17 protein-coding genes and 1 pseudogene are annotated in these 19,378 nt (G+C 74.2%); 6 read left to right on the forward strand and 12 right to left on the reverse strand.

The window, feature by feature from the left end; all coding sequences use genetic code 11:
• Window positions 1–38 precede the first annotated feature (38 nt).
• The 6 genes from BDZ31_RS15680 to BDZ31_RS15705 all read right to left on the reverse strand — a co-directional run bounded on the left by BDZ31_RS15680 (window position 39) and on the right by BDZ31_RS15705 (window position 7,464).
• Window positions 39–1,145, reverse strand: a complete 1,107-nt coding sequence (locus BDZ31_RS15680; protein ID WP_183343280.1) for an oligopeptide/dipeptide ABC transporter ATP-binding protein — start codon at window positions 1,143–1,145, stop codon at window positions 39–41.
• Window positions 1,142–2,194: an ABC transporter ATP-binding protein gene (locus BDZ31_RS15685; RefSeq protein WP_183343281.1), complete on the reverse strand. Its 1,053-nt coding sequence runs from the start codon at window positions 2,192–2,194 to the stop codon at window positions 1,142–1,144. The genes BDZ31_RS15680 and BDZ31_RS15685 overlap by 4 nt, the downstream gene beginning before the upstream one ends.
• A gap of 8 nt (window positions 2,195–2,202) precedes the next feature.
• Complete coding sequence (locus BDZ31_RS15690) at window positions 2,203–3,153, reverse strand: ABC transporter permease (protein ID WP_183343282.1); 951 nt, start codon at window positions 3,151–3,153, stop codon at window positions 2,203–2,205.
• Window positions 3,153–4,268 carry an ABC transporter permease subunit gene (locus tag BDZ31_RS15695; protein WP_183343283.1) on the reverse strand — a complete coding sequence of 372 codons (1,116 nt, stop codon included), beginning with the start codon at window positions 4,266–4,268 and terminating at the stop codon, window positions 3,153–3,155. Before BDZ31_RS15695 ends, BDZ31_RS15690 begins: the two co-directional genes overlap by 1 nt.
• 10 nt (window positions 4,269–4,278) lie before the next feature.
• Window positions 4,279–5,967: an ABC transporter substrate-binding protein gene (locus BDZ31_RS15700; protein WP_183343284.1), complete on the reverse strand. Its 1,689-nt coding sequence runs from the start codon at window positions 5,965–5,967 to the stop codon at window positions 4,279–4,281.
• Window positions 5,968–6,144: 177 nt separating this feature from the next.
• Window positions 6,145–7,464 (reverse strand): MATE family efflux transporter, encoded by a 1,320-nt coding sequence (locus tag BDZ31_RS15705; RefSeq protein WP_183343285.1) that lies wholly within the window; start codon window positions 7,462–7,464, stop codon window positions 6,145–6,147.
• A gap of 40 nt (window positions 7,465–7,504) precedes the next feature.
• Here BDZ31_RS15705 and BDZ31_RS15710 point away from each other — a divergent pair, with 40 nt between their 5' ends.
• Complete coding sequence (locus BDZ31_RS15710) at window positions 7,505–8,488, forward strand: NAD-dependent epimerase/dehydratase family protein (RefSeq protein WP_183343286.1); 984 nt, start codon at window positions 7,505–7,507, stop codon at window positions 8,486–8,488.
• Between the two features lie 127 nt (window positions 8,489–8,615).
• Window positions 8,616–8,762: a hypothetical protein gene (locus BDZ31_RS15715; RefSeq protein ID WP_183343287.1), complete on the forward strand. Its 147-nt coding sequence runs from the start codon at window positions 8,616–8,618 to the stop codon at window positions 8,760–8,762.
• A gap of 12 nt (window positions 8,763–8,774) precedes the next feature.
• Here BDZ31_RS15715 and BDZ31_RS15720 read toward each other — a convergent pair whose 3' ends face one another.
• Window positions 8,775–9,758 carry a YhjD/YihY/BrkB family envelope integrity protein gene (locus tag BDZ31_RS15720; RefSeq protein WP_183343288.1) on the reverse strand — a complete coding sequence of 328 codons (984 nt, stop codon included), beginning with the start codon at window positions 9,756–9,758 and terminating at the stop codon, window positions 8,775–8,777.
• Window positions 9,759–9,823: 65 nt separating this feature from the next.
• Between BDZ31_RS15720 and BDZ31_RS15725 the strand changes: the two genes are divergently transcribed.
• Window positions 9,824–10,882, forward strand: coding sequence for a DNA topoisomerase IB (locus BDZ31_RS15725; RefSeq protein ID WP_183343289.1), 1,059 nt, complete (start codon window positions 9,824–9,826; stop codon window positions 10,880–10,882).
• 81 nt (window positions 10,883–10,963) lie between these two features.
• Here BDZ31_RS15725 and BDZ31_RS15730 read toward each other — a convergent pair whose 3' ends face one another.
• From BDZ31_RS15730 to BDZ31_RS15740, 4 genes and pseudogenes are all read right to left on the reverse strand, one after another.
• Window positions 10,964–11,746 (reverse strand): class I SAM-dependent methyltransferase, encoded by a 783-nt coding sequence (locus BDZ31_RS15730; protein ID WP_246345258.1) that lies wholly within the window; start codon window positions 11,744–11,746, stop codon window positions 10,964–10,966.
• 121 nt (window positions 11,747–11,867) lie between these two features.
• Window positions 11,868–14,174 (reverse strand): LuxR C-terminal-related transcriptional regulator, encoded by a 2,307-nt coding sequence (locus BDZ31_RS25070; RefSeq protein ID WP_343075602.1) that lies wholly within the window; start codon window positions 14,172–14,174, stop codon window positions 11,868–11,870.
• A gap of 48 nt (window positions 14,175–14,222) precedes the next feature.
• Window positions 14,223–14,641, reverse strand: a pseudogene (locus tag BDZ31_RS24565) (AAA family ATPase); the annotation flags it as partial.
• A gap of 23 nt (window positions 14,642–14,664) precedes the next feature.
• Entirely contained in the window at window positions 14,665–15,546 is an 882-nt protein-coding gene (locus tag BDZ31_RS15740; RefSeq protein WP_183343291.1) for an EamA family transporter, read from the reverse strand.
• Between the two features lie 191 nt (window positions 15,547–15,737).
• Here BDZ31_RS15740 and BDZ31_RS15745 point away from each other — a divergent pair, with 191 nt between their 5' ends.
• Window positions 15,738–16,919, forward strand: a complete 1,182-nt coding sequence (locus BDZ31_RS15745; RefSeq protein ID WP_183343292.1) for a PP2C family protein-serine/threonine phosphatase — start codon at window positions 15,738–15,740, stop codon at window positions 16,917–16,919.
• A gap of 4 nt (window positions 16,920–16,923) precedes the next feature.
• Here the strand turns inward: BDZ31_RS15745 and BDZ31_RS15750 are convergent, their stop codons facing one another.
• A complete protein-coding gene (locus BDZ31_RS15750) occupies window positions 16,924–17,274 on the reverse strand; it encodes an STAS domain-containing protein (protein ID WP_183343293.1) in 351 nt (116 codons plus the stop codon).
• A gap of 162 nt (window positions 17,275–17,436) precedes the next feature.
• Here BDZ31_RS15750 and BDZ31_RS15755 point away from each other — a divergent pair, with 162 nt between their 5' ends.
• Together BDZ31_RS15755 and BDZ31_RS26055 are read left to right on the forward strand one after the other, a co-directional pair.
• Window positions 17,437–17,844 (forward strand): ATP-binding protein, encoded by a 408-nt coding sequence (locus BDZ31_RS15755; RefSeq protein WP_183343294.1) that lies wholly within the window; start codon window positions 17,437–17,439, stop codon window positions 17,842–17,844.
• Between the two features lie 62 nt (window positions 17,845–17,906).
• Entirely contained in the window at window positions 17,907–19,361 is a 1,455-nt protein-coding gene (locus BDZ31_RS26055; protein WP_183343295.1) for a SpoIIE family protein phosphatase, read from the forward strand.
• Window positions 19,362–19,378: the final 17 nt, after the last annotated feature.

A 19,378-nucleotide genomic window follows, 5' to 3' on the forward strand; every position in this document is an offset into this window, starting at 1 on the left:
CAGCCACCCGAAGGTAGCGGTCCCGCCCGACGGGACGCTCACCCCTCCGCCGCGACCTCGGCCGCGTCGCCGCCGGGAAGGCTGGCGTGCGGCTGGGGCAGCTGGTCGCCGGAGGAGAGCGGGCTGAGCGGGGAGCGTCTGGCCGCCGCGATCTCGGCGTCGGTGACGTTGAGCGGGTGGTGGCAGGCGGCGACGTGGCCGCCCGCGTACTCGGTCAGCTGCGGCTCGACCGCCGCGCAGACGTCCGTGGCGCGCGGGCAGCGGGTGCGGAAGCGGCAGCCGCTCGGCGGCTCGATCGGATTGGGCGGCTCGCCCGCGACGACCAAGCGTCTGCGCGCCCGGTTCTGCCGCGGGTCGGGGATCGGGATCGCGCCGAGCAGGCCGACCGTGTATGGGTGGATCGGCTTCGTGTACAGCTCCTCGGCGGGCGAGGACTCGACGATCTTGCCGAGGTACATCACCGCGATCCGGTCGGAGACGTGGCGCACGACCGACAGGTCGTGGGCGACGAAGACGTACGCGAGCCCGAACTCGTCCTGGAGGTCGTCGAGCAGATTGATCACCTGCGCCTGGATCGAGACGTCGAGCGCCGAAACCGGCTCGTCGAGCATCATCAGCTTCGGCTCGACGGCGAGCGCGCGGGCGATCCCGATCCGCTGCCGCTGGCCGCCGGAGAACTCGTGCGGGAAGCGGTTGACGTGCTCGGGGTTGAGGCCGACCCGGCCGAGCAGCTCGCGCACCCGTCGCTCGACGGCCGCGCCCTTCACGCCGTGCAGCACCAGCGGCGCGCCGACGATCTGCCCGACGCGCTTGCGCGGGTTGAGCGACGCCTGCGGATCCTGGAAGACCATCTGCAGCTCGCGCCGCACCGGCGCCAGCTCGCGCCGTCCCGCTCTCGTGATCTCTCTGCCGCGGAAGCGGATCGCGCCGCCGGTCGGCTCCAGCAGGCGGACGATCGCACGCGACAGCGTCGTCTTGCCGCAGCCCGACTCGCCGACGATCCCGAGCGTCTCGCCCTCGCCGAGCGACAGCGAGACGTCGTCGACGGCGTGGACGTGGCCGATCGTGCGGTCGACGATCACGCCGCGCCGGATCGGGAAGTAGAGCTGCAGGTGCTCGACCTCGAGCAGCGGCGCGGCCGTCACGCGACCACCTTCCCCTGCTTGGCGGCGAGGCCGATCTCGCCGTCGACGACGCGCAGCCTGCGCTTGTCCTCGACGGCCAGCCAGCAGCGGTCGCAGTGGTCGGGCTGGGCGGGGTCGCGCACCTCCAGCTCCGGCCGCTGCACGCACTTGTCGAACTCGTGCGGGCAGCGCGGGCGGAAATGGCAGCCGCTCGGCGGCGCCAGCAGCGACGGCGGCAGGCCGGCGATCGCCGGCAGCCGTCCCGGCCGATCGCGGTCGACGCGCGTGATCGAGCCGAGCAGGCCCCACGTGTAGGGATGCTGCGGGTCGTAGAACAGCTCGTCGAGCGTCCCCTGCTCGACGATCCGCCCGCCGTACATGACCGCGATCCGGTCGGCGATCTCGGCGACGACGCCGAGGTCGTGGGTGACGAGGATCACGCCGGCCTGGGTCTCGCGCCGCAGCTGGTCGAGCTCTCTCAGGATCTGCGCCTGGATCGTCACGTCGAGCGCGGTCGTCGGCTCGTCGGCGATCAGCAGCTCCGGCGAGCAGGAGAGCGCCATCGCGATCATCACGCGCTGGCGCATCCCGCCGGAGAACTCGTGCGGGTAGGAGCGCAGCCGCTCGGCGGCGCGCGGGACGCCGACCCGCTCCATCAGCTCGACGGAGCGGTCGAGCGCCTGCGCCTTGCTGAGCGGCTCGTGGGCGCGGATCTGCTCGACGATCTGATCGCCGATCCGCTGCACCGGGTTGAGCGCGGTCATCGGGTCCTGGAAGATCATCGCGATCTCGCCGCCCCGGACCCGGCGCAGCTCGGCGTCGGAGGCGCTCAGCAGCTCTCTCCCCTTCAGCGTCGCGCGGCCTCTAAAGGTCGCGTTCGGCGAGCGGTTGAGGCCCATCAGCGACATGCCGGTCACGGTCTTGCCGGAGCCGGACTCGCCGACGATCGCCAGCACCTCGCCGCGGTCGACGTGGAAGGAGACCCCGTCGACGGCGTGGACGACCCCCTCCTCGGTGCGAAAGGAGACCCTCAGGTCGTCGACGTCGAGCAGTCGTTCAGCGTCGCTCATCGCAGGTGTCATCCCGTCAGTCGGATGCGGGGGTCGAGGAAGGCGAAGATCACGTCGGTCAGGGCGCTCAGGATCACGACGGCGAAGGCGCCGAGCATCACGACGACCAGCACCGGCGGCACGTCGAGCTGCTGGATCGAGTCGGCAGCGTACTGGCCCACGCCCTGCAGGTTGAAGACCGACTCGGTCAGGATCGCGCCGCCGCCGATCACCGCGGCGAAGTCGAGGCTCCACAGCGAGATGATCGGGATCATCGAGTTGCGCAGCACGTGGCGGACCATCACCCGCCGCTCGCTGATCCCCTTCGCGCGGGCCGTACGGACGTAGTCCTCGCTCATCGTGTCGAGCACGTTGGAGCGCAGCACGCGCGAGTAGACGCCGATGAACAGCACCGACAGCACGCACCACGGCAGAATCAGGTGGTACAGCCAGTCGACCGGGTCGTCGGTCAGCGGGACGTAGCCGCCGTTGGGGAAGATCGTCAGCTTGAACGCGAGGAAGTAGAGCGCGACGGCGCCGAGCAGGAAGACCGGCGTCGAGACGCCGACGAGCGCCAGCACCGTCAGCGCGCGGTCGGTGAAGCGGCCGGCCTTGATCGCGCTGATCAGCCCGAACAGGACGCCGAAGAAGAGCCAGATGATGCCGGCGCCGATCGACAGCGACAGCGTCGCCGGGAGCGCCTGCTTGATCTGGTCGAGCACGTTCAGCTGCTGCGTGTAGGAGACGACGTCGCCCGAGAAGATCTTCCCCATCGTCGTCAGGTACTGCTGCCAGATCGGGTCGTCGAAGCCCCACGACTGGCGGATCTGCGCGATCTGCTCGGGCGTCGCGAGCCGGCCGGCCATCCGCACCGCCGGGTCGCCGTTCGGGATCGCCTGGAAGATCAGGAAGGTGAGGATCGAGATCGCGAACAGCACGAGCACCATCGAGAGCAGCCGGCGGACGACGAAGCGGGCCATCAGTGCTCCACCGTCGCTTCCATCGCCTCGTCGCTGATCTTCTCCTCGCGCGCGGCGGAGATCCGCACTCTCGCGCGCGGGTCGAGCGCGTCGCGGACGCCGTCGCCGAAGACGTTGATGCCGAGCACCGCGAGCACGAGCATCGCGCCCGGCACGAACGTCAGGTGGATCGCGCTCGGGATCAGCCGGATGCCGTCGGAGATCATCGTCCCCCACGACGGGTTCGGCGGCTGGATGCCGGCGCCGAGGTACGACAGCGCCGCTTCCAGCAGGATCGCGTTGGCGACCATCAGCGGCAGGAAGACGATCAGCGTCGAGGCGACGTTGGGCAGGATCTCGCGCGACATGATGTGCAGCGAGGAGGCGCCCTGGACGCGCGCGGCGTCGACGAACTCCTTCTCGCGCAGGCCGAGCACCTGGCCGCGGATCGGCTTGGCGACGTACGGGATGTAGACGATCCCGATGATCGCCGCCGGCACGTAGAGCGAGTTCCCGCTCAGCTCCAGCGGCCCTATCGTGATCCCGCCGAGCGCCAGCGAGGTGCCGAGCGCGATGCCGAGCAGCACGACCGGATAGGCCCAGATCAGGTCGAGGATCCGCGCCAGCACGCCGTCGACGGCGCCGCGGAAGTAGCCGGCGCAGATGCCGACGATCGTCGCCAGCACCATCGTGATCAGCGTCGCGACGAAGCCGACCTGGAGCGAGTTGCGCCCGCCGTAGAGCAGGCGGACCGCGAGGTCGCGGCCGTTCTGGTCGGCGCCGAGCAGGAATCTCCCCTGCCAGGTCGGGCCGATCGGGAGGCCCGCCGGCGAGACGACGTCCTTCTGCTCGCCGCGGACGGTGACCTGCTCGGTCACGTGGTTGTCGTTGGGGCCCGTGTGCGCGACGTGGTCGGCGTAGAGCGGCGCCGCCAGGCAGAGCACGACGATCACCAGGAACAGCGCGCCGAAGGCGAGCGCGACCTTGTTGCGCCGCAGCCGGCGCAGGCCGAGTCTGTAGGGTCCGATCCCGGCCGCCGGGCGCCCGTCGGGGCCGACGGCGGCGGGGACGTCGCCGCCGGCCTCGCGGATCGCTCCGGTTCCGGTGGTGTCGGGGGTTGCGGGGTCGATGGCCACCGGCGTGCGCCTACTTCAGCGAGATCGACGACCAGTCGTTGAAGTACAACGGGTGGAAGATCGCGTCCTCGAAGTTCAACCGCTCGGAGAAGAACTTCGGCACGCTGATCGACCCGAACACCGCGTTGTACGCTCTTCTGGCGGTGTACTCGTCGAGCGATCTCCAGTCGTCGGCGACCGTGTCGAGTCTCGACGCCGGGACCGTGTTGAGTCTCAGCAGCTGTCTCTGGATGAACGGGTCGTCCACCTTCGAGAAGTTCTGGTTGTTGGTCGGCTGGATCGAGCGCGCGTCGAGCAGCAGGTAGAAGTCCGACGGGTTCGGGAAGTCCTGCAGCCAGTTGGCGAAGCCCGTCTGCGGGTCCGTTCTCTCGTTGCCGATCGTCGGGAAGTAGACGGTGTCGGCGATGATTCTCTCCTGCGCGTCGAAGCCGATTCTGTTGAGCATGTCGGTGTAGTAGTCGACGTACTCCTTGCGCGGCGAGCGCTCCTGGCCCCAGACGACCAGTCTCGTGCCCTCCAGGCCCTCCTCTCTGATGATTCTGCGCGCGCCCTCGATGTCGGGCTCGTCGCCGAAGGGGCACGGGCTGTCGGGATGGCCGACGATCCCCTCGGGCAGGAAGAAGCAGCTGGGCTCGAAGAAGCCGCTGGAGAGGCGCACGAGCGCGTCGCGGTCGAGCGCCATGTTGACGGCCTGGCGCGCCCGCTCGTTGTCGAACGGCGGCTTGGTCGTGTTGAGGAAGAAGTAGAAGGTCGACGGCACCGGCTTGCGCTCGAAGCGGTCTCTCGCCTGGCTCTCGATCTGCGGCAGCAGCGCCGGCGGCAGCGTGTCGCCCGGGTCGAAGATGTCGGCCTGGTTATTGAGCACCTGCTGGGCCTCGGAGTTGGTGTTCGACACCAGTCTCACGTTTATCGCGTCGAGGTTCCCGAGCGGGATGTCCGGGATTCTGAAGTCGGCGAACAGCGGGTTTCTTCTCACCGTGAACGACCGGTTCGGGACGACGTTGTCGAGCATGTACGGGCCGACGCCGGGCGGCGGGTCGGAGGAGAGGTTTCTCATCGGCGTGCCGCTCGGGACGAACGCCAGCGCCGGGAAGGCGAGCACGTTCTCGAACGCGCCGTAGGCCTCTCTCAGTCTGATCGTGATTCTGCCGGTCGCGTCGTTGGCGGTGATGCCGGAGATGCTTCTGGCTCTCCCCGTGTCGTACTCCTGCGCCCCGACGACGTAGTTGGTGACGAACGATCTGCCGCCCCAGGGGATTCTCACCATGCGCTCGACCGAGTACGGGAAGTCGGTCGCTCTGACGGGCGTGCCGTCGGAGTATCTGAGCCCTCTGCGCAGGACGAAGTCGTACGTTCTGCCGTCTCTGCTGATCGTCGGCAGGTCCTCGGCGAGGCCCGGGAGCAGTCTCGTGCCCGCCTCGCCGTCCGCGCGGGCGTAGGTCAGCAGGCCCGTGTAGCTGATCCAATGCGCCTCGACCGCCTGCGTCGTGTACGCCAGCTGCGGATCGAGGTAGTCGGGCGCGGTGCCCATCAGAACCGTGATCGTCCCGCCCTGTCTGGCACCCCCGGCGGCGCCCCCCGTCGTCTCGGCGGAGGTCGTGCCGCCGCCTTCGTCATCGCCGCCGCCGCAGGCGGCGACGAACACCGAGAGCGCGAGCGCGACCAGCATCGCGCACGCGATCCGTGCCCAGAACCTCATCAAGAGCCCTCCTCGTCGTATAGCTCTCAGTTTTTCCTGCGGGCGCTCAATCTAGTCGCGAGGTGAGAGCGCTCGGGGGTGACGAGATTTCCGTTCAGTAGACGAATTATGTGCGTCGCGTTAGGGCGCGCAAATGCTGTTTGGGGCGCCCTGGAGGGGGTAGTCGACGGCCCTTCGTCACCCGCGCGCGCCCGCGGCTCCCATCCACCCGCCGCGCGCGAAGCGCACGAGGGTGAGCAGCAGCCGGCTGGCGATCAGCGCGACGATCCCGCACCAGACGCCGACGATCCCCCACCCGAGCGCCAGCGACAGCAGCGCGAGCGGCACGAACACGCCGACGGCGCAGGCCAGCATCGACCACATCAGGAAGCGCGAGTCGCCGGCGCCGATCAGGATCCCGTCGAGCGCGAAGACGGCGCCGGCGGCCGGCTGCATCAGCGCGAACAGCCACCACACCTCGCGGGTGCGCTCGACGACCGCCGGGTCGTCGGTGAAGGCATGCGGGACGATCCCGCCGAGCGCGAGCATGACGGCGCCGAGCAGCGCCCCGAAGGCGACCGACCACCAGATCATCCGCCTCGCCGCCGCCCGCGCGGCGAGCGCGCGCCCGGCGCCGAGCGCGCGCCCGACGATCACCTGCGCGGCGATCGCGACCGCGTCGAGCACGAGCGCGAGGAACGACCACAGCTGGAAGGCGATCTGGTGGGCGCCCAGCGACGCCGAGCCGACGCGCGCCAGCACGGCGCCGGCGACCGCGAAGGAGCCCGTCAGCGCGGCCGTGCGGACGAACAGATGGCCGCCGACCCGCGCCAGCGAGCGGATCGCGCGCGGGTCGGGACGGCGGCCGCCGCCGCGGCCGACCGGCGCGCGCAGCAGCAGGAGCGCGAAGGCGCCGCCCATCCCGGCCTGCGCGATCGCGGTGCCGGCCGCCGAGCCGCGCATCCCCCAGTCGAAGCCGTAGACGAACAGCAGGTCGAGCGCGACGTTGGCGGCATTGCCGGCGATCACGATCACGAGCGGCGTGCGCAGGTCCGCGACGCCGCGCAGCCAGCCCTGGCCGGCGAGCGCGATCAGCGCGAACGGCAGCCCGATCGCGGAGATCCGCAGGTAGGAGACGGCGTGCCCGCTCGTCTCCCCGCCGGCGCCGAACAGCGCCACGAGCGGACCGGCGAGCGCGACGATCGCGGCCAGCAGCGCCAGCCCCAGGCCGCTGGCCAGCCACAGCGCCTGCGCGGCGATCCGGCCGGCGGCCTCCTCCTCCCCGGCCCCGTGCAGCCGCGCCACCTGCGCGGTCGTCCCGTAGGCGAGGAAGTTGAAGAGCGTGAAGCTGGTCGTCAGGATCGCGCCGGCGATCCCCAGCGCCGCCAGCTGCGGCGTGCCGAGGTGGCCGATGATCGCGGTGTCGGCGAGCAGGTAGAGCGGCTCGGCCGCCAGCGCGCCGAGCGCGGGCAGGGCGAGGCGCGCCATCGCGCGGTCGTCGGCGGTGATCAGCGGCATCGGGGCCGGTCGATGGTAGAGAGCGACTAGGCTCGCGTGCATGGAGGAGCGTCCCGTCCCGCGCCGGGTCTTCGTGACCGGCGCACGCGGCTTCATCGGCCGTGCGATCGCCGACCGCTACCGCGCGGCCGGCGCCGAGGTGCGCGGCGTCGACCGCGACGCCGATCCCGCGCGCGGGATCGTCGCCGGCGACGTCGCCGCGCCGGGGCCGTGGCAGCAGCACGCGGCCGGCTGCGAGCTGGTCGTCCACACCGCCGCCGTCGTCTCCAACGCGCTCGGCCACGCCGCCTCGTGGCGGGTCAACGTGCTCGGCACCCGCCACGTCCTCGACGCCGCGGTGCGCGGCAGCGCGCGGCGGTTCGTCCACCTCTCCTCGATCCGTGCCTTCTCCGACCTCGACTTCCCGCCGGACGTCGACGAGCGCCACCCCGTCCGCCCCGACGGCGCCGCCTACGTCGACACGAAGATCGCCAGCGAGCACGTCGTGCTGCAGGCGCATGCCGGCGGCGAGCTGTCGTGCACGATCGTGCGGCCCGGCGACGTCTACGGACCGGGCTCGCGGCCGTGGGTGCTGCTGCCGCTGGAGCTGATCCGCGCGCGACGGTTCGCGCTGCCGGCGATGGGCCGCGGCCGCTTCTCGCCGGTCTACGTCGACGACCTGCTCGACGGGATCGTGCTCGCCGCCGCCGCGCCGGCCGCCGGCGGCCAGGTGCTGACGCTCGCGGGCGGCATGACCGTCTCGACGCGCGACTTCTTCGCCCACCACTGCCGCTGGGCCGGCCGCCGCGGCCCGCTGCTGCTCCCGACGCCGGTCGCGATGGCGGTCGCCCACGGCGCCGCGGCGGTCAACCGCGTGCGCGGGATCGAGTCGGAGGTCAACCCGGTCTCGATGCGCTACTTCGCCCGCCGCGGCGGCTACTCGATCGCGAAGGCGCGCGCCCAGCTCGGCTACGCGCCGCGCGTGACGCTCGCGGAGGGGATGCGCCGGACCGAGGCGTGGCTGCGGCGCGAGCGGCTGATCTGAGGCGCGGAGCGCCGTCCAGACAACGGCCGAATGCTCCGCGGGAGGGCCGGGTACGGCTTTCGGCACACCCCGTTACCGGCCGCGATCGAGGGGATCTCGCGGCGGACCGACAGAGGAGGACTCGTCCATGCTGTGGCTCATCCTCGGCATCGTGCTGCTCGTCATCGCCATCGGCGGCGGCGTGATCGTCAACCCGCTCCTGTTCGTGCTCGGAATCGTCGCGATCGTGCTCTTCCTGACCGGCTGGCGCGGCAGCCGCGGCCCGGCGTATTGACGCCTGCGCCCCTCACCCCTGGTCGTCGCGCGCCCCGCTCCGGGGCGCGCCGTCCTTGGGCGAGAACGTGATCTCGACGTGCGCGCCCTCGGTGCGCTCCGCGACGCGCGCGAGCGCGCGCATCGCCTGCACGTCGGCGGCCGTCGAGGGGTCGAACAGCCCGCGCGGCCACAGTCTCCGCACGCGCACGACGTTCGCCTCGGCGGCGTAGAGGAGGATCTGCCCGCCAAGGTAGAGCCATGACAGCAGGCCGATGACGATCGCGAAGAAGCCGTAGGTGGAGCTGGCGCGCGCGACGACGCGGTCGACGTAGACGCCGCCGAGCGTCTGCAGCGCTGCCCAGCCGACCGCCGCCAGCACGATCCCGAGCCACAGGTCCCTGAGCGGGATCTCGCGCGTCGTCAGCAGCCGGAAGCTCGCCCAGAAGAGCACGATGTCGAGCACGAGCGTCAGCGCGAAGCCCGACGCCTTCACGCCGACGTCGCCGAGGCCGCTGACGATCAGGCCGACCGCGACCGTGATCGCGAGGTTGAGGCTGCCGAGCGAGAGCAGCACGACCAGGCCGCGACCGCGCCGCCCGATGAAGTTGCGCCGCTCGCGGTGGGGCACGTCCCACACCTCGTCCATCGCGCGCTGGGCCGCGACCGTCACCCCGAGCCCGGCCCACACCGCCGCGACGATGCCGATCACGAGTGCGGCTCTGTCGCCGCGCAGTGCGCCGATCGAGATGTCCTCGCCGATCACCGGGAACTGCGCCAGCGCCGAGTCGACGATCGCGTCGTACCAGCCCTGGTTGCCCTCCAGCACGAAGCCGAGCACGGTCACGAGCACGAGCAGCAGCGGGAAGATCGAGAAGAAGCCGTAGTAGGCGATCAGCGCCGCGAGGTGGCCGGCCTGGTCGTCGGAGAACTTCTTGACGACCGCGAGCGGGAACCCCAGCGCCGGCACACGGCGCTGGAGGCGGTCGAACGCGCGCACGGGCCGCAGCAGGTCCACGGGCCAGTTGTACAGTGCGCCGCCCGCCGCGTGAAGCACCGCACGCGCGGGAACGGTCGCAGGCGATGACCCGCACGCGCCGCGTCGACTGCAGCTCTCCCGGCATCACCCGCCTGCGCCGCGGCCGCGGCTTCCGCTACGTCGGCAGCGACGGGGAGCCGATCTCCGACGAGGCGACGATCGACCGCATCCGCGCGCTCGCGATCCCGCCGGCGTGGACCGACGTCTGGATCTGCACCGACCCGCTCGGCCACATCCAGGCGACGGGCGTCGACGCCGCCGGGCGCAAGCAGTACCGCTACCACGACGCCTGGCGCAGACGGCGCGACGCGGCCAAGTTCGACGCGATGGTCGCCTTCGCCCGCGCCCTGCCGGCGCTGCGCCGCCGCGTCCGCGACGACCTGCGCGGCGACGGGATCGACCGCGTGCGGGTGCTCGCCTGCGCCGTCCGGCTGCTCGACGTCGGCTTCTTCCGCATCGGCAGCGACGACTACGCGCAGCAGAACGAGACCTACGGGCTGACGACGCTGCTGAGACGCCACGTGCGGATCGACGGCGAGGTGCTCGTCTTCGACTACGCCGCCAAGCACGGCATGCGCCGGATCCAGCAGGTGCTCGACGGCGACGCCGGCGAGATCGTGCGGGCGCTGAAGCGCCGGCGCGGCGGCGGCCCGGAGCTGCTCGCCTACAAGCAGCGCGGCCGCTGGGTCGACGTGAAGGCCGACGACGTCAACGGCTATCTCAAGGAGGCGGCCGGCGGCGACTTCAGCGCGAAGGACTTCCGCACCTGGAACGCGACCGCGCTGATGGCGGTGACGCTCGCCGTGCGCGCCGAGCAGGCCGGCTCCAGAGCGTCGCGCAGACGGATCGTGACCGCGGCGGTCAGAGAGGTCGCGGCCTTCCTCGGCAACACGCCGGCGGTCGCCCGCAGAAGCTACGTCGACCCGCGCGTGATCGACCGCTTCGACAGCGGGCTGACGATCGCCGAAGCGCTCGCCGCGCCGGCCGAGCCCGATCCCGACGAGCCGGCCGAGCTGCGGCCGATCGACGAGCGCGTCCGCCGCGCCGTACTCGACCTGATCGCCGGCGAGGAGGAGGCGCCCGGCGTCGAGCGGATCGACTGAGGGGCGCCATGCGCGCGCGTGCCGCGCCCGCCCCGCAGCGTGCTCAGCGCCGGCGCGTGCCGCGCCCGCCCCGCACGCCGCTCAGCGCCGGCGCGCGACCCAGTTCAGGCGCACGTAGTCGAGCTCGTCGGGGACGACCTCCAGCACGGCGTCGACGAAGCCGTCGCGGCGCGCGGCCGGCAGGCGGTCGAGGTGGGCGCCAAGGATCACGGTCGCGTAGAAGGTGCGCGGGTCGGCGACCGTCACCGGCCACGGCTGCAGCCAGCAGTCGGCGACCTCGAAGCCGGCCCGCTCGAGCTTCGCCGCCGTCTCCTCGGCGGTCGCGTAGTGCCACGGGCCGCGCCAGCCGGCGAAGACGTCGGCGAACGCCGGCCCGGCCGCGACGCGGTCGATCGCCGGGCGGACGCGCGCGAGGTTGCCGGCGCCGCCGCACTGCGCGACGAACTGGGCGCCGGGGCGCAGCTGGTCGCGCACGCGCGCGAAGAGCGCGTCGTGGTCGGCGATCCAGTGGAAGGTCGCGGTCGAGATCGCGGCATCGGCCGGGATGCCGGGCAGCCCCGCCAGATCGAGTGCGAGCAGGTCGGAGTGGACGACCGTCGCCCGCTCGGCCGGCAGGTTCTCGCGTGCCGCCGCGACCATCGCCGCCGAGCCGTCGACGGCGATCACGCGACCGTCGGGCAGCCGCTCCAGCAGCGCGCGCGTGATGCGCCCGGTCCCGCAGCCGAGGTCGAGGACCGTCTCGCCGCCGTCCAGCTCGAGCCGCTCGAGCACCGCTCTCCCCCAGTCCTGGTGCGGCGTCGATACCCGGTGATAGCTCCCGGCATCCCATTCGCGCGTCACGAGCCCCTCCACCATCGCGTACATCTGTCTCCCATAACGTACACCACCCCACCCCGCCGCGGACCTTTGTCATCCAGCCGTCGCTGAGAGACGGCTGGATGACAAAGGTCTGCGGGCGCGGGGCGGGCTATGCGGCGAGCGCGGGCTACGCGGCGGGGGCGGGCGCTGCGGGGCCGGGGGCGAGGGCGTCGGCGAGCTGGGCGCGGGAGCGGATCCCGAGCTTCGCGTAGGCGTGGCCGAGGTGGAGCTCGACCGTCTTGCGCGTCACCCACAGCGTCTCGGCGATCTCGCGGTTGGTCATCCCCCGCGCCGCCAGCTCGGCGACCCGCCGCTCGCTCGGCGTCAGCGCCTCCACGCCGCTGAGCGCCTCGCGGCGCGGCCGCGCGCCCGCGGCCAGCAGCTCGTCGCGCGCCGCGTCCGCGAGCCGCGTCGCGCCGATCCGGCGGCCGAGGTCGAGGGCGGCGCGCAGCGGCTCGCGCGCCTCGGCGCGGCGGCGGGCGCGGCGCAGTTCCGCGCCGAGGTCGTGTCGCGCCCACGCCGTCTGCAGCAGCAGCGGGCTGCGCTCCAGCAGCGCGACCGCCTCGCGCAGCTCGGCGATCCCCTCCTCCCCGCCGAGCGCCCGCGCCCGCGCGTGACGGACCAGGCCGAGCGCGCCGGGGGTCCCGATCCGCTCGACGACCGCCAGCTCCTCGCCGGCGAGCGCGAGCGCCTCCTCCCGCTCGCCGCGCTCGGCGAGCAGGTGGATCAGCCGCAGCGGCGCCATCGACTTCAGCGGCGCGCGCCAGCCGCCGTCGCGCAGCGCCCGGCGCGCCTCGCGCAGGTCGGCCTCGGCCGCCTCGCGGCCGCCGCGCGCCCAGCGCACCATCGCGCGCGCCGACAGGAAGTCCGGGTAGACGATCGTGCGCTCGGCGCCGGGCGGCAGCGTGACCGCCTCCAGCCGCGCCGCGGCCTCCTCCAGCTCGCCGCGCTCGCGCAGCAGCTCCGACAGGACGGTCTCCATCGAGGTCACCGGCAGGCCGAGCGACAGCTCGCGCATCACCTCCAGGCCCGAGCGCGCGTAGCCCTCGCCGGCGGTCAGGGAGCCGAAGGTCAGGTGCCAGAAGGCGCGCGCGTGCTCGATCATCACGAGCCCCAGCCGCGAGCCGGTGCGGCGCGCCTCGCGCTCCCCCTCGCCGAGCGCCGCGTCGGCGAGGTCGCGCAGCTCGGCGTGGCGCAGCGCCACGACGGCCAGGTTGTACGTGCTGTTCGGACCAACCGCGTCGAGCAGCGCGCGCGTCGTGACGACCCGGTGCGCGAGCTGCTCGGTCCGCTCGATCGGCTCGCAGCGGTAGGCGCTCTCGACCAGCCGGTGCGCGAGCCGCACCGGCGACGGCTCGCCCGGCGCCGACAGCAGCCGCTCGCGCCGCGCCCGCAGCGAGGCGTCGTAGGCGGTCGCGTCGAGCAGCGACGCCTCCAGCTGCAGTCTGAGCTCGCCGTCGCTTGCCGAGGAGACCGCCGTCTCCAGGTCCGCGATCGCGCCGTGCAGGTCGGAGAAGAGCAGCATGCGGGCGCGGGCGCCGCGGGCACGGGCGCTCCCGTCGCCGTCGAGCCCGGCGTCGATCGCCGCGCCGAGCCGCGCGGTCCCGGCCGGGTCGCCGACCGTCACCTCCAGCTCCCCCAGCTCCAGCAGCAGCGCCGCCCGCTCGGCCTCGGCCGGCGGCTCGCGCAGCGCCCGCCGCAGATGCGCGACCGCGGTCGCCGGCGCACCCTCGGCGGCGGCCGCCGCCGCGGCCGCGCGCAGCGTCGCGACGGTCTCCCGCGCGCCGCGCGGCTCGGCGGCGAGCAGATGGGCCGCCACCTCCTGCAGGCGCGCGCCGCGGGCGGCGAGCCGGTCGGCGGCGCGGCCGTGCAGATCGGCCCGCTCGCCCGGCGGGATGCCGGCCTGCGCCGCCTCGCGCACGAGCGGGTGGACGAAGGTCCAGCCGCCCGGCTCGAGCACCGTGGCGCGCGCCAGCCGGTCGGCGGCCGCGGTCGCCGCCGCCGGCTCCAGCCGCGCGAGCGCCGCGAGGTCGTCGCGCGTCGCCCGCTCGCCGAGCACCGCCGCCGCCCGCGCGACCGCGACGGCGTCGGGGCCGAGCGCCGCCAGCCGCCGCTCGACGACCGCGACGAGGTCGGCCGAGCCGATCGCGGCGATCCGCTCCGCCTCGTCGGCGCCGCCCCTCAGCCCCTGCTCGACGGCCGCGCGGCCGAGCTCGCGCAGCAGCAGCGGGTTGCCGCCGGTCGCGCCGAGCGAGGCGTCGACGAACGGCGCCGCCGGCTCGCTGCCGAGGCTGCCCGCGAGCAGCCGCTCGGCGGCGGCGGCGCTGAGCGGCGCCGGGCGCAGGAGGCGCGCGGCCGGCCCGCCGCCGAGCGCGGCGAGCAGCTCGCGCTCGGCGCCCGGCTCGCCGCTGCGCGCCGCGCCGACGACCAGCACCGGCAGCCCCTGCAGCCGCCGGCCGAGGAACTCCAGCAGCCGCAGCGAGGAGGGGTCGGCCCAGTGGAGGTCGTCGACGAGCAGCGCCAGCGGCTCCTCCTCGGCGAGGTTGGCGATCAGCCAGTAGAGGCCGTGCAGAACGCGCCCTGCGGCCGCAGCACCGGCTCGGCCTGCGCGGCGGCGCCCGCGAGCAGGCGCGCGCGCCGGTCGGGGCCGGCGGCCGCGAGCAGCGGGTCGAGCAGCTGGTGGACGAGGCCGAACGGGAAGTCGCGGTCGAGCGCCGAGGCGACCCCTCCCAGGACCGTCAGCCCCCGCTCGCGGGCGGCGGCGCGGGCCGCCCGCAGCAGCGCCGTCTTGCCGATCCCGGCCGGCCCCTCGATCAGCGCGACCGAGCCCTCGGCGCGCGCCGCCGCCGCGGCCGCGGCGTCCAGCAGCGCGAGCTCCTCCTCTCGTTCCAGCACCGCCATCGGCGCGACAGCGTACGCGCTCGTCAGGCGGTCGTCGCGGCCTCCGGCTCGGCATGGCTGCCGAGCGCGGTCGCGCAGACGACGAGCATGATCCCGGCGCTCTCCGCGACGCTCGGCACCTGCTGCAGCACGACCAGCCCGGCGAGCGCCGCGGTCGCCGGCAGCAGCGCGAGCAGCAGCGCGAAGCGGGCGCGCGGGAGGCGCGCCATCGCGACCTGGTCGAGCGCGTACGGGACGACGCTCGACGCCAGCCCGACGCCGACGCAGGCGAGCAGCAGCGGCGGCGACAGCAGCGCGCCGGCCGCATCGGGCGCCGCGAACGGCGCCACCGCGACCGCCCCGACGACCATCGCGGCCGCCAGCCCGGCGCGCGAGCGCCCGAGCGCCGGGTCGGCGGCGACGCGATGGCCGAGCACGACGTACCCGGCCCACAGCGCGCCGGCGGCGAGCGCCAGCGCCACCCCGCCCGGGCTGCCGGCGATGTGGACGTCGGCGAGCAGCAGCACCCCGGCGGCCGCGGTCGCGAGCGCGACGGCGTCGCGGCGGGTGCGCGAGCCGAGCGCCGTCACGGCGACGGGACCGGCGAACTCGAGCGCGACCGCGGTGCCGAGCGGGAGCAGGTCGATCGCGAGGTAGAAGCAGACGTTCATGCCCGCCAGCGCCAGCCCGAACGCGGCGACCAGCCGCAGCCGGGCCGCCGACCAGCGCTCGCCCGGGGCCAGCCGCCACGGCCGCGCCCACAGCGCCATCACGACCGCCGCGGCGGCGATGCGCAGCCACGCGACGCCGATCACCGGCACGCGCGCGAACAGCAGCACGGCGAGGCCGGCGCCGACGTACTGCGTCAGGGCGCCGGTCACGAACAGCAGCTGCGGCGGCATCCGCCAGACGAGCCCGGCGCGCATCCGAACCAGTATGCGCCAGCTTGCCGGCGCGCGACTGCCGGGTCGGCCGCGAGGGTAGGTCAACGAGCGACACGACGCCCGCTCTCAGCGCTCGCCGAGCAGCCCGCGGCGCTCGAGCCGGCCCGTATCGCAGCCGCCCCCACCGGGCGCGAGGCGGGGCCGGCGCAACGCGCGACGACTGGAAGGGAGCGATGGACGCGAGCCTGCACGATGCGCTGGAGCTGATCGGCCACGACCGGGACCTGCTCGCGGACGTGCTCGCCCACGCGCCGGTCGGGATCGTGCTGCTGTGGGGCGAGGAGCACCGCTACCGCTTCGCCAACGAGCGCGCCCGCGCGCTGCTGCCCGGCGGCGACCGGCTCGTCGGGCTGACGGTCGCCGAGGCCTTCCCGCAGACGCTCGAGGCGAGCGAGGAGGTCCTCCGCCGCGTGCTGCGCAGCGGCGAGACGATCGTGCAGGAGCGGCGCCCGCTGCCCTCCGACGACCCGGCGGCGTGCGAGGGCAGCATCTGGCTCGACGTCAGCTACTCCCCGGTGCGCGACCGCGCCGACGAGATCCGCGGGGTCCTCTGCCTGTTCGTCGACGCCAGCGCGCACGAGCGCGAGCGGCGCGGGCTGTCGCGGGCGCTCGCGCACGAGCGCGACCTCGCCGACGCGCTCCAGCGCGGCCTGCTCGCCGAGACCTCGCCGCGGATCCCCGGCGCGGAGGTCGCGACCCGCTACGTCCCCGCGACCGACGGGATGACGGTCGGCGGCGACTTCTACGACGTCTTCCGGCACGGCGACGACCGCTGGCTGCTGACGATCGGCGACGTCTGCGGCAAGGGCGCCGACGCCGCCGCGCTGACCGCGCTCGTGCGCCACACCGTCCACGCGGTCGCGCGCTACGAGTCCGAGCCGGCGCGGATCCTGCACGAGGTCAACCGCGCGATCTGCCGCGCGCCGACCGGCCGCTTCTGCACCGTCGCGCTCGTCGAGCTCGAGCTGTCGCGCGACCGCGCGCAGGCGACGGTCGCGCTCGGCGGCCACCCGCCGCCGCTCGTGCGCCGCGCCGACGGCGACGGGCGCGCGGGCCGCGTCGAGCCGGTCGGCGAGCCGGTGACGCTGCTCGGCGTCTTCCGCGACCCAGACCTCCACCAGCGCACCGCCGCGCTCGGCGCCGACGACCTGCTGCTGCTCTACACCGACGGGCTGACCGAGGCGCGCGCCCCGCGCCAGACGACGCCCGACCAGCTCGGCGCGGCGCTCGGCGCGACCGGCGACGCGCCGCCGGGCGCGACGATCGACGCGCTCGTCCACGAGCTCGCCGCCGGCCCCGACGGCTTCCGCGACGACCTCGCGGTCGTGGCGGTGCGCCGCCACGCGCCGCGTTGAGGCGTCAGTCGAGGCCGGCGATCGCGTCGGCGTCGACGAACGGCAGCGTCTCGTCGAGGCGCGTCAGCCGCAGCAGCCGGTCGACCTCCGGCCCGCCGCGCACGAGCGCCAGCTCGTAGCCGCCGCGCTCGGCGCGATCGTGCTCGGAGACGAGCAGGCGCAAGCCGGAGGAGTCCATGAAGCTCAGCCCGCGCAGGTCGATCACGAGCTGGTCGCAGTCGTCGTGGGCTCGCAGCGCCGCGATCAGCAGCGGCGCCGTGGCGAGGTCGAGCTCGCCGCTGGGCGCCGCGACGAGGCGGCCGTCGCGGCGGTCGACGGCGACGTCGAAGGATGGGGTGCTGCCGAGGCTTGTCATCGGGCGGACACCTACCCGGGATCGCACTGGGGGATGCCAGATGACCTGCGGCGGTTGACGCTCGCGCCGTTCCGGGTAGCGGTCACGTCAGTCATGCACTCAGACGCCCATCTCTTCCCCACATGCCAGGGGGTGAGCGGGAGCGGTGCGGGGGCGCGCGCGATGGCGGACGGCAGGTCGCCGGGCGGAGTCGCGATCGCGCTCGACGCCGACGCCGACGCGCCGACCCGCGCCCGCCACGCCGCCGCCGCCGCGCTCGGCACGTGGCCCTCGGACCGGCGCGACTCGGTCCTGCTCGTGATCTCCGAGCTCGTCACGAACGCCGTCCGTCACGGCTCCTGCGATCGCCGCGACCGCGTCGCGCTCACCATCCGCCGGCGCGACGACACCACCCGCATCGAGGTCGTCGACTCGCGCGCCCGCGGGGGCAGGGTCGAGGAGATCGACCGCGGCGACGGCGTGCAGCGCTCCGGCTGGGGCCTTCCGATCGTCGCGCAGCTGACCGACCGCTGGGGCGTCGAGCGCGGCCCGGGCCGCACCTGCGTGTGGTGTGAGATCGACGACCTCTGACGCGGACGTCCCGCGGTCGCGCGCCTGGCGCGGCTGCCGCCCGGCGGCATATCCTTGCGGACGTGAACGGCGCGCCCGGACGGACACATGACGGCAGAGCGGCCGCCGACGGCGACTTCGCCGCGCGCTACCGCCGCGCCTTCCTGGTCTACCTCGCCTCCGGCGACGACGTCGACGTCGCCCCCGCCTACGAGTTGAGCCGCGACGCGGTCGGCGGCCGCCTCAGCCTGCTGGAGCTGGCCGAGGCCCACCGCGACGCCGTCGCCGAGGGGGTCGTGCCCGAGCGCGACCCGGCCCGCCGGGCCCAGCTCGCGGAGCGTGCCGCCGACTTTCTGCGCGAGAGCCTGGCGACCTTCGAGATCGCCCATCGCGGCTACCTGGAGGTGCAGGAGGTCGCGCGGCTGGAGCACGAGCACGCGCGCCAGCTGCAGACCGTCGCCGAGGTCTCGGTCGCGCTCAACGCCGCGCTGCCGGTCGCCGACGTGATCGAGCTGGTCACGGCCGAGGCGCGCAACGTGCTCGGCGGCCGCTCGGCCCGCGCCCACCTCGAGCTGCCGGGGATGCACCCGCGGCGCACGCTGACGGCGACCTCCGGCGAGGCGCCCCCGGAGGGCGAGCGGGCCGCCGGCGCGCTGCGCGCCAGCCTCACCGGCCGCCGCGGCCTCGTCGTCGGCGAGATCGAGGTCTTCGGCGTCGACGAGGACGACGCCGGCGCCGAGGCGATCCTCGTCCAGCTGGCGCAGGTCGCCTCGGCCGCGATCGGCAACGCCCAGATCTACGGGCTCGAGCGCGAGATCGCCGAGACGCTGCAGGCGAGCCTGCTGCCCCAGCAGCTGCCGCGGATCGAGGGGCTCGACGTCGACGCGCGCTATTCGCCGGCCGGCGACGGGATGGTCGTCGGCGGCGACTTCTACGACGTCTTCCGCACGAACGGGACGGCGTGGGGCCTGGCGATCGGCGACGTCTGCGGCAAGGGTCCGCACGCCGCCGCGCTGACCGCGCTGGTGCGCTACACGCTGCGCGCCGCCGCCCTGTGGGAGCGGCGGCCCGAGCGCGTGATGGCGATGCTCAACGAGGCGATCCTCGACCAGCGCTCCGACCACCGCTTCTGCACGGCGCTGTTCGGCCAGCTGCACCTGCTCGCGGGCGGCGGCGCGCGCGTCGACTTCGTCACCGCCGGCCACCCGCTGCCGCTCGTGCGCCGCGCCGGCGGCGCGGTCGAGACGGTCGGCACCCACTCGACCGTGCTCGGCGTCGTGCCCGACCCGGAGCTGCACGCCGACTCGCTGCTGCTCGCCCCGGGCGATCTGCTGCTGCTCTACACCGACGGCGTCACCGAGGTCCGCCGCCGCGGCCGCGAGGTCTTCGGCGTCGAGCAGCTGCGAGCGCTGCTGAGCGAGATCGGCGGCCTCTCGGCCGCGAAGACGGTCGAGCGGGTCGAGGATGCCGTGCTCAACGCCTCCGGCGGGCCGCCGCGCGACGACATCGCGGTCGTCGCCGTGAGGATTCCCGCCTGACGGGGGAAGATCGACCG

Origin of the sequence: Conexibacter arvalis (assembly GCF_014199525.1) — a bacterium.
Lineage (GTDB): Bacteria > Actinomycetota > Thermoleophilia > Solirubrobacterales > Solirubrobacteraceae > Conexibacter > Conexibacter arvalis.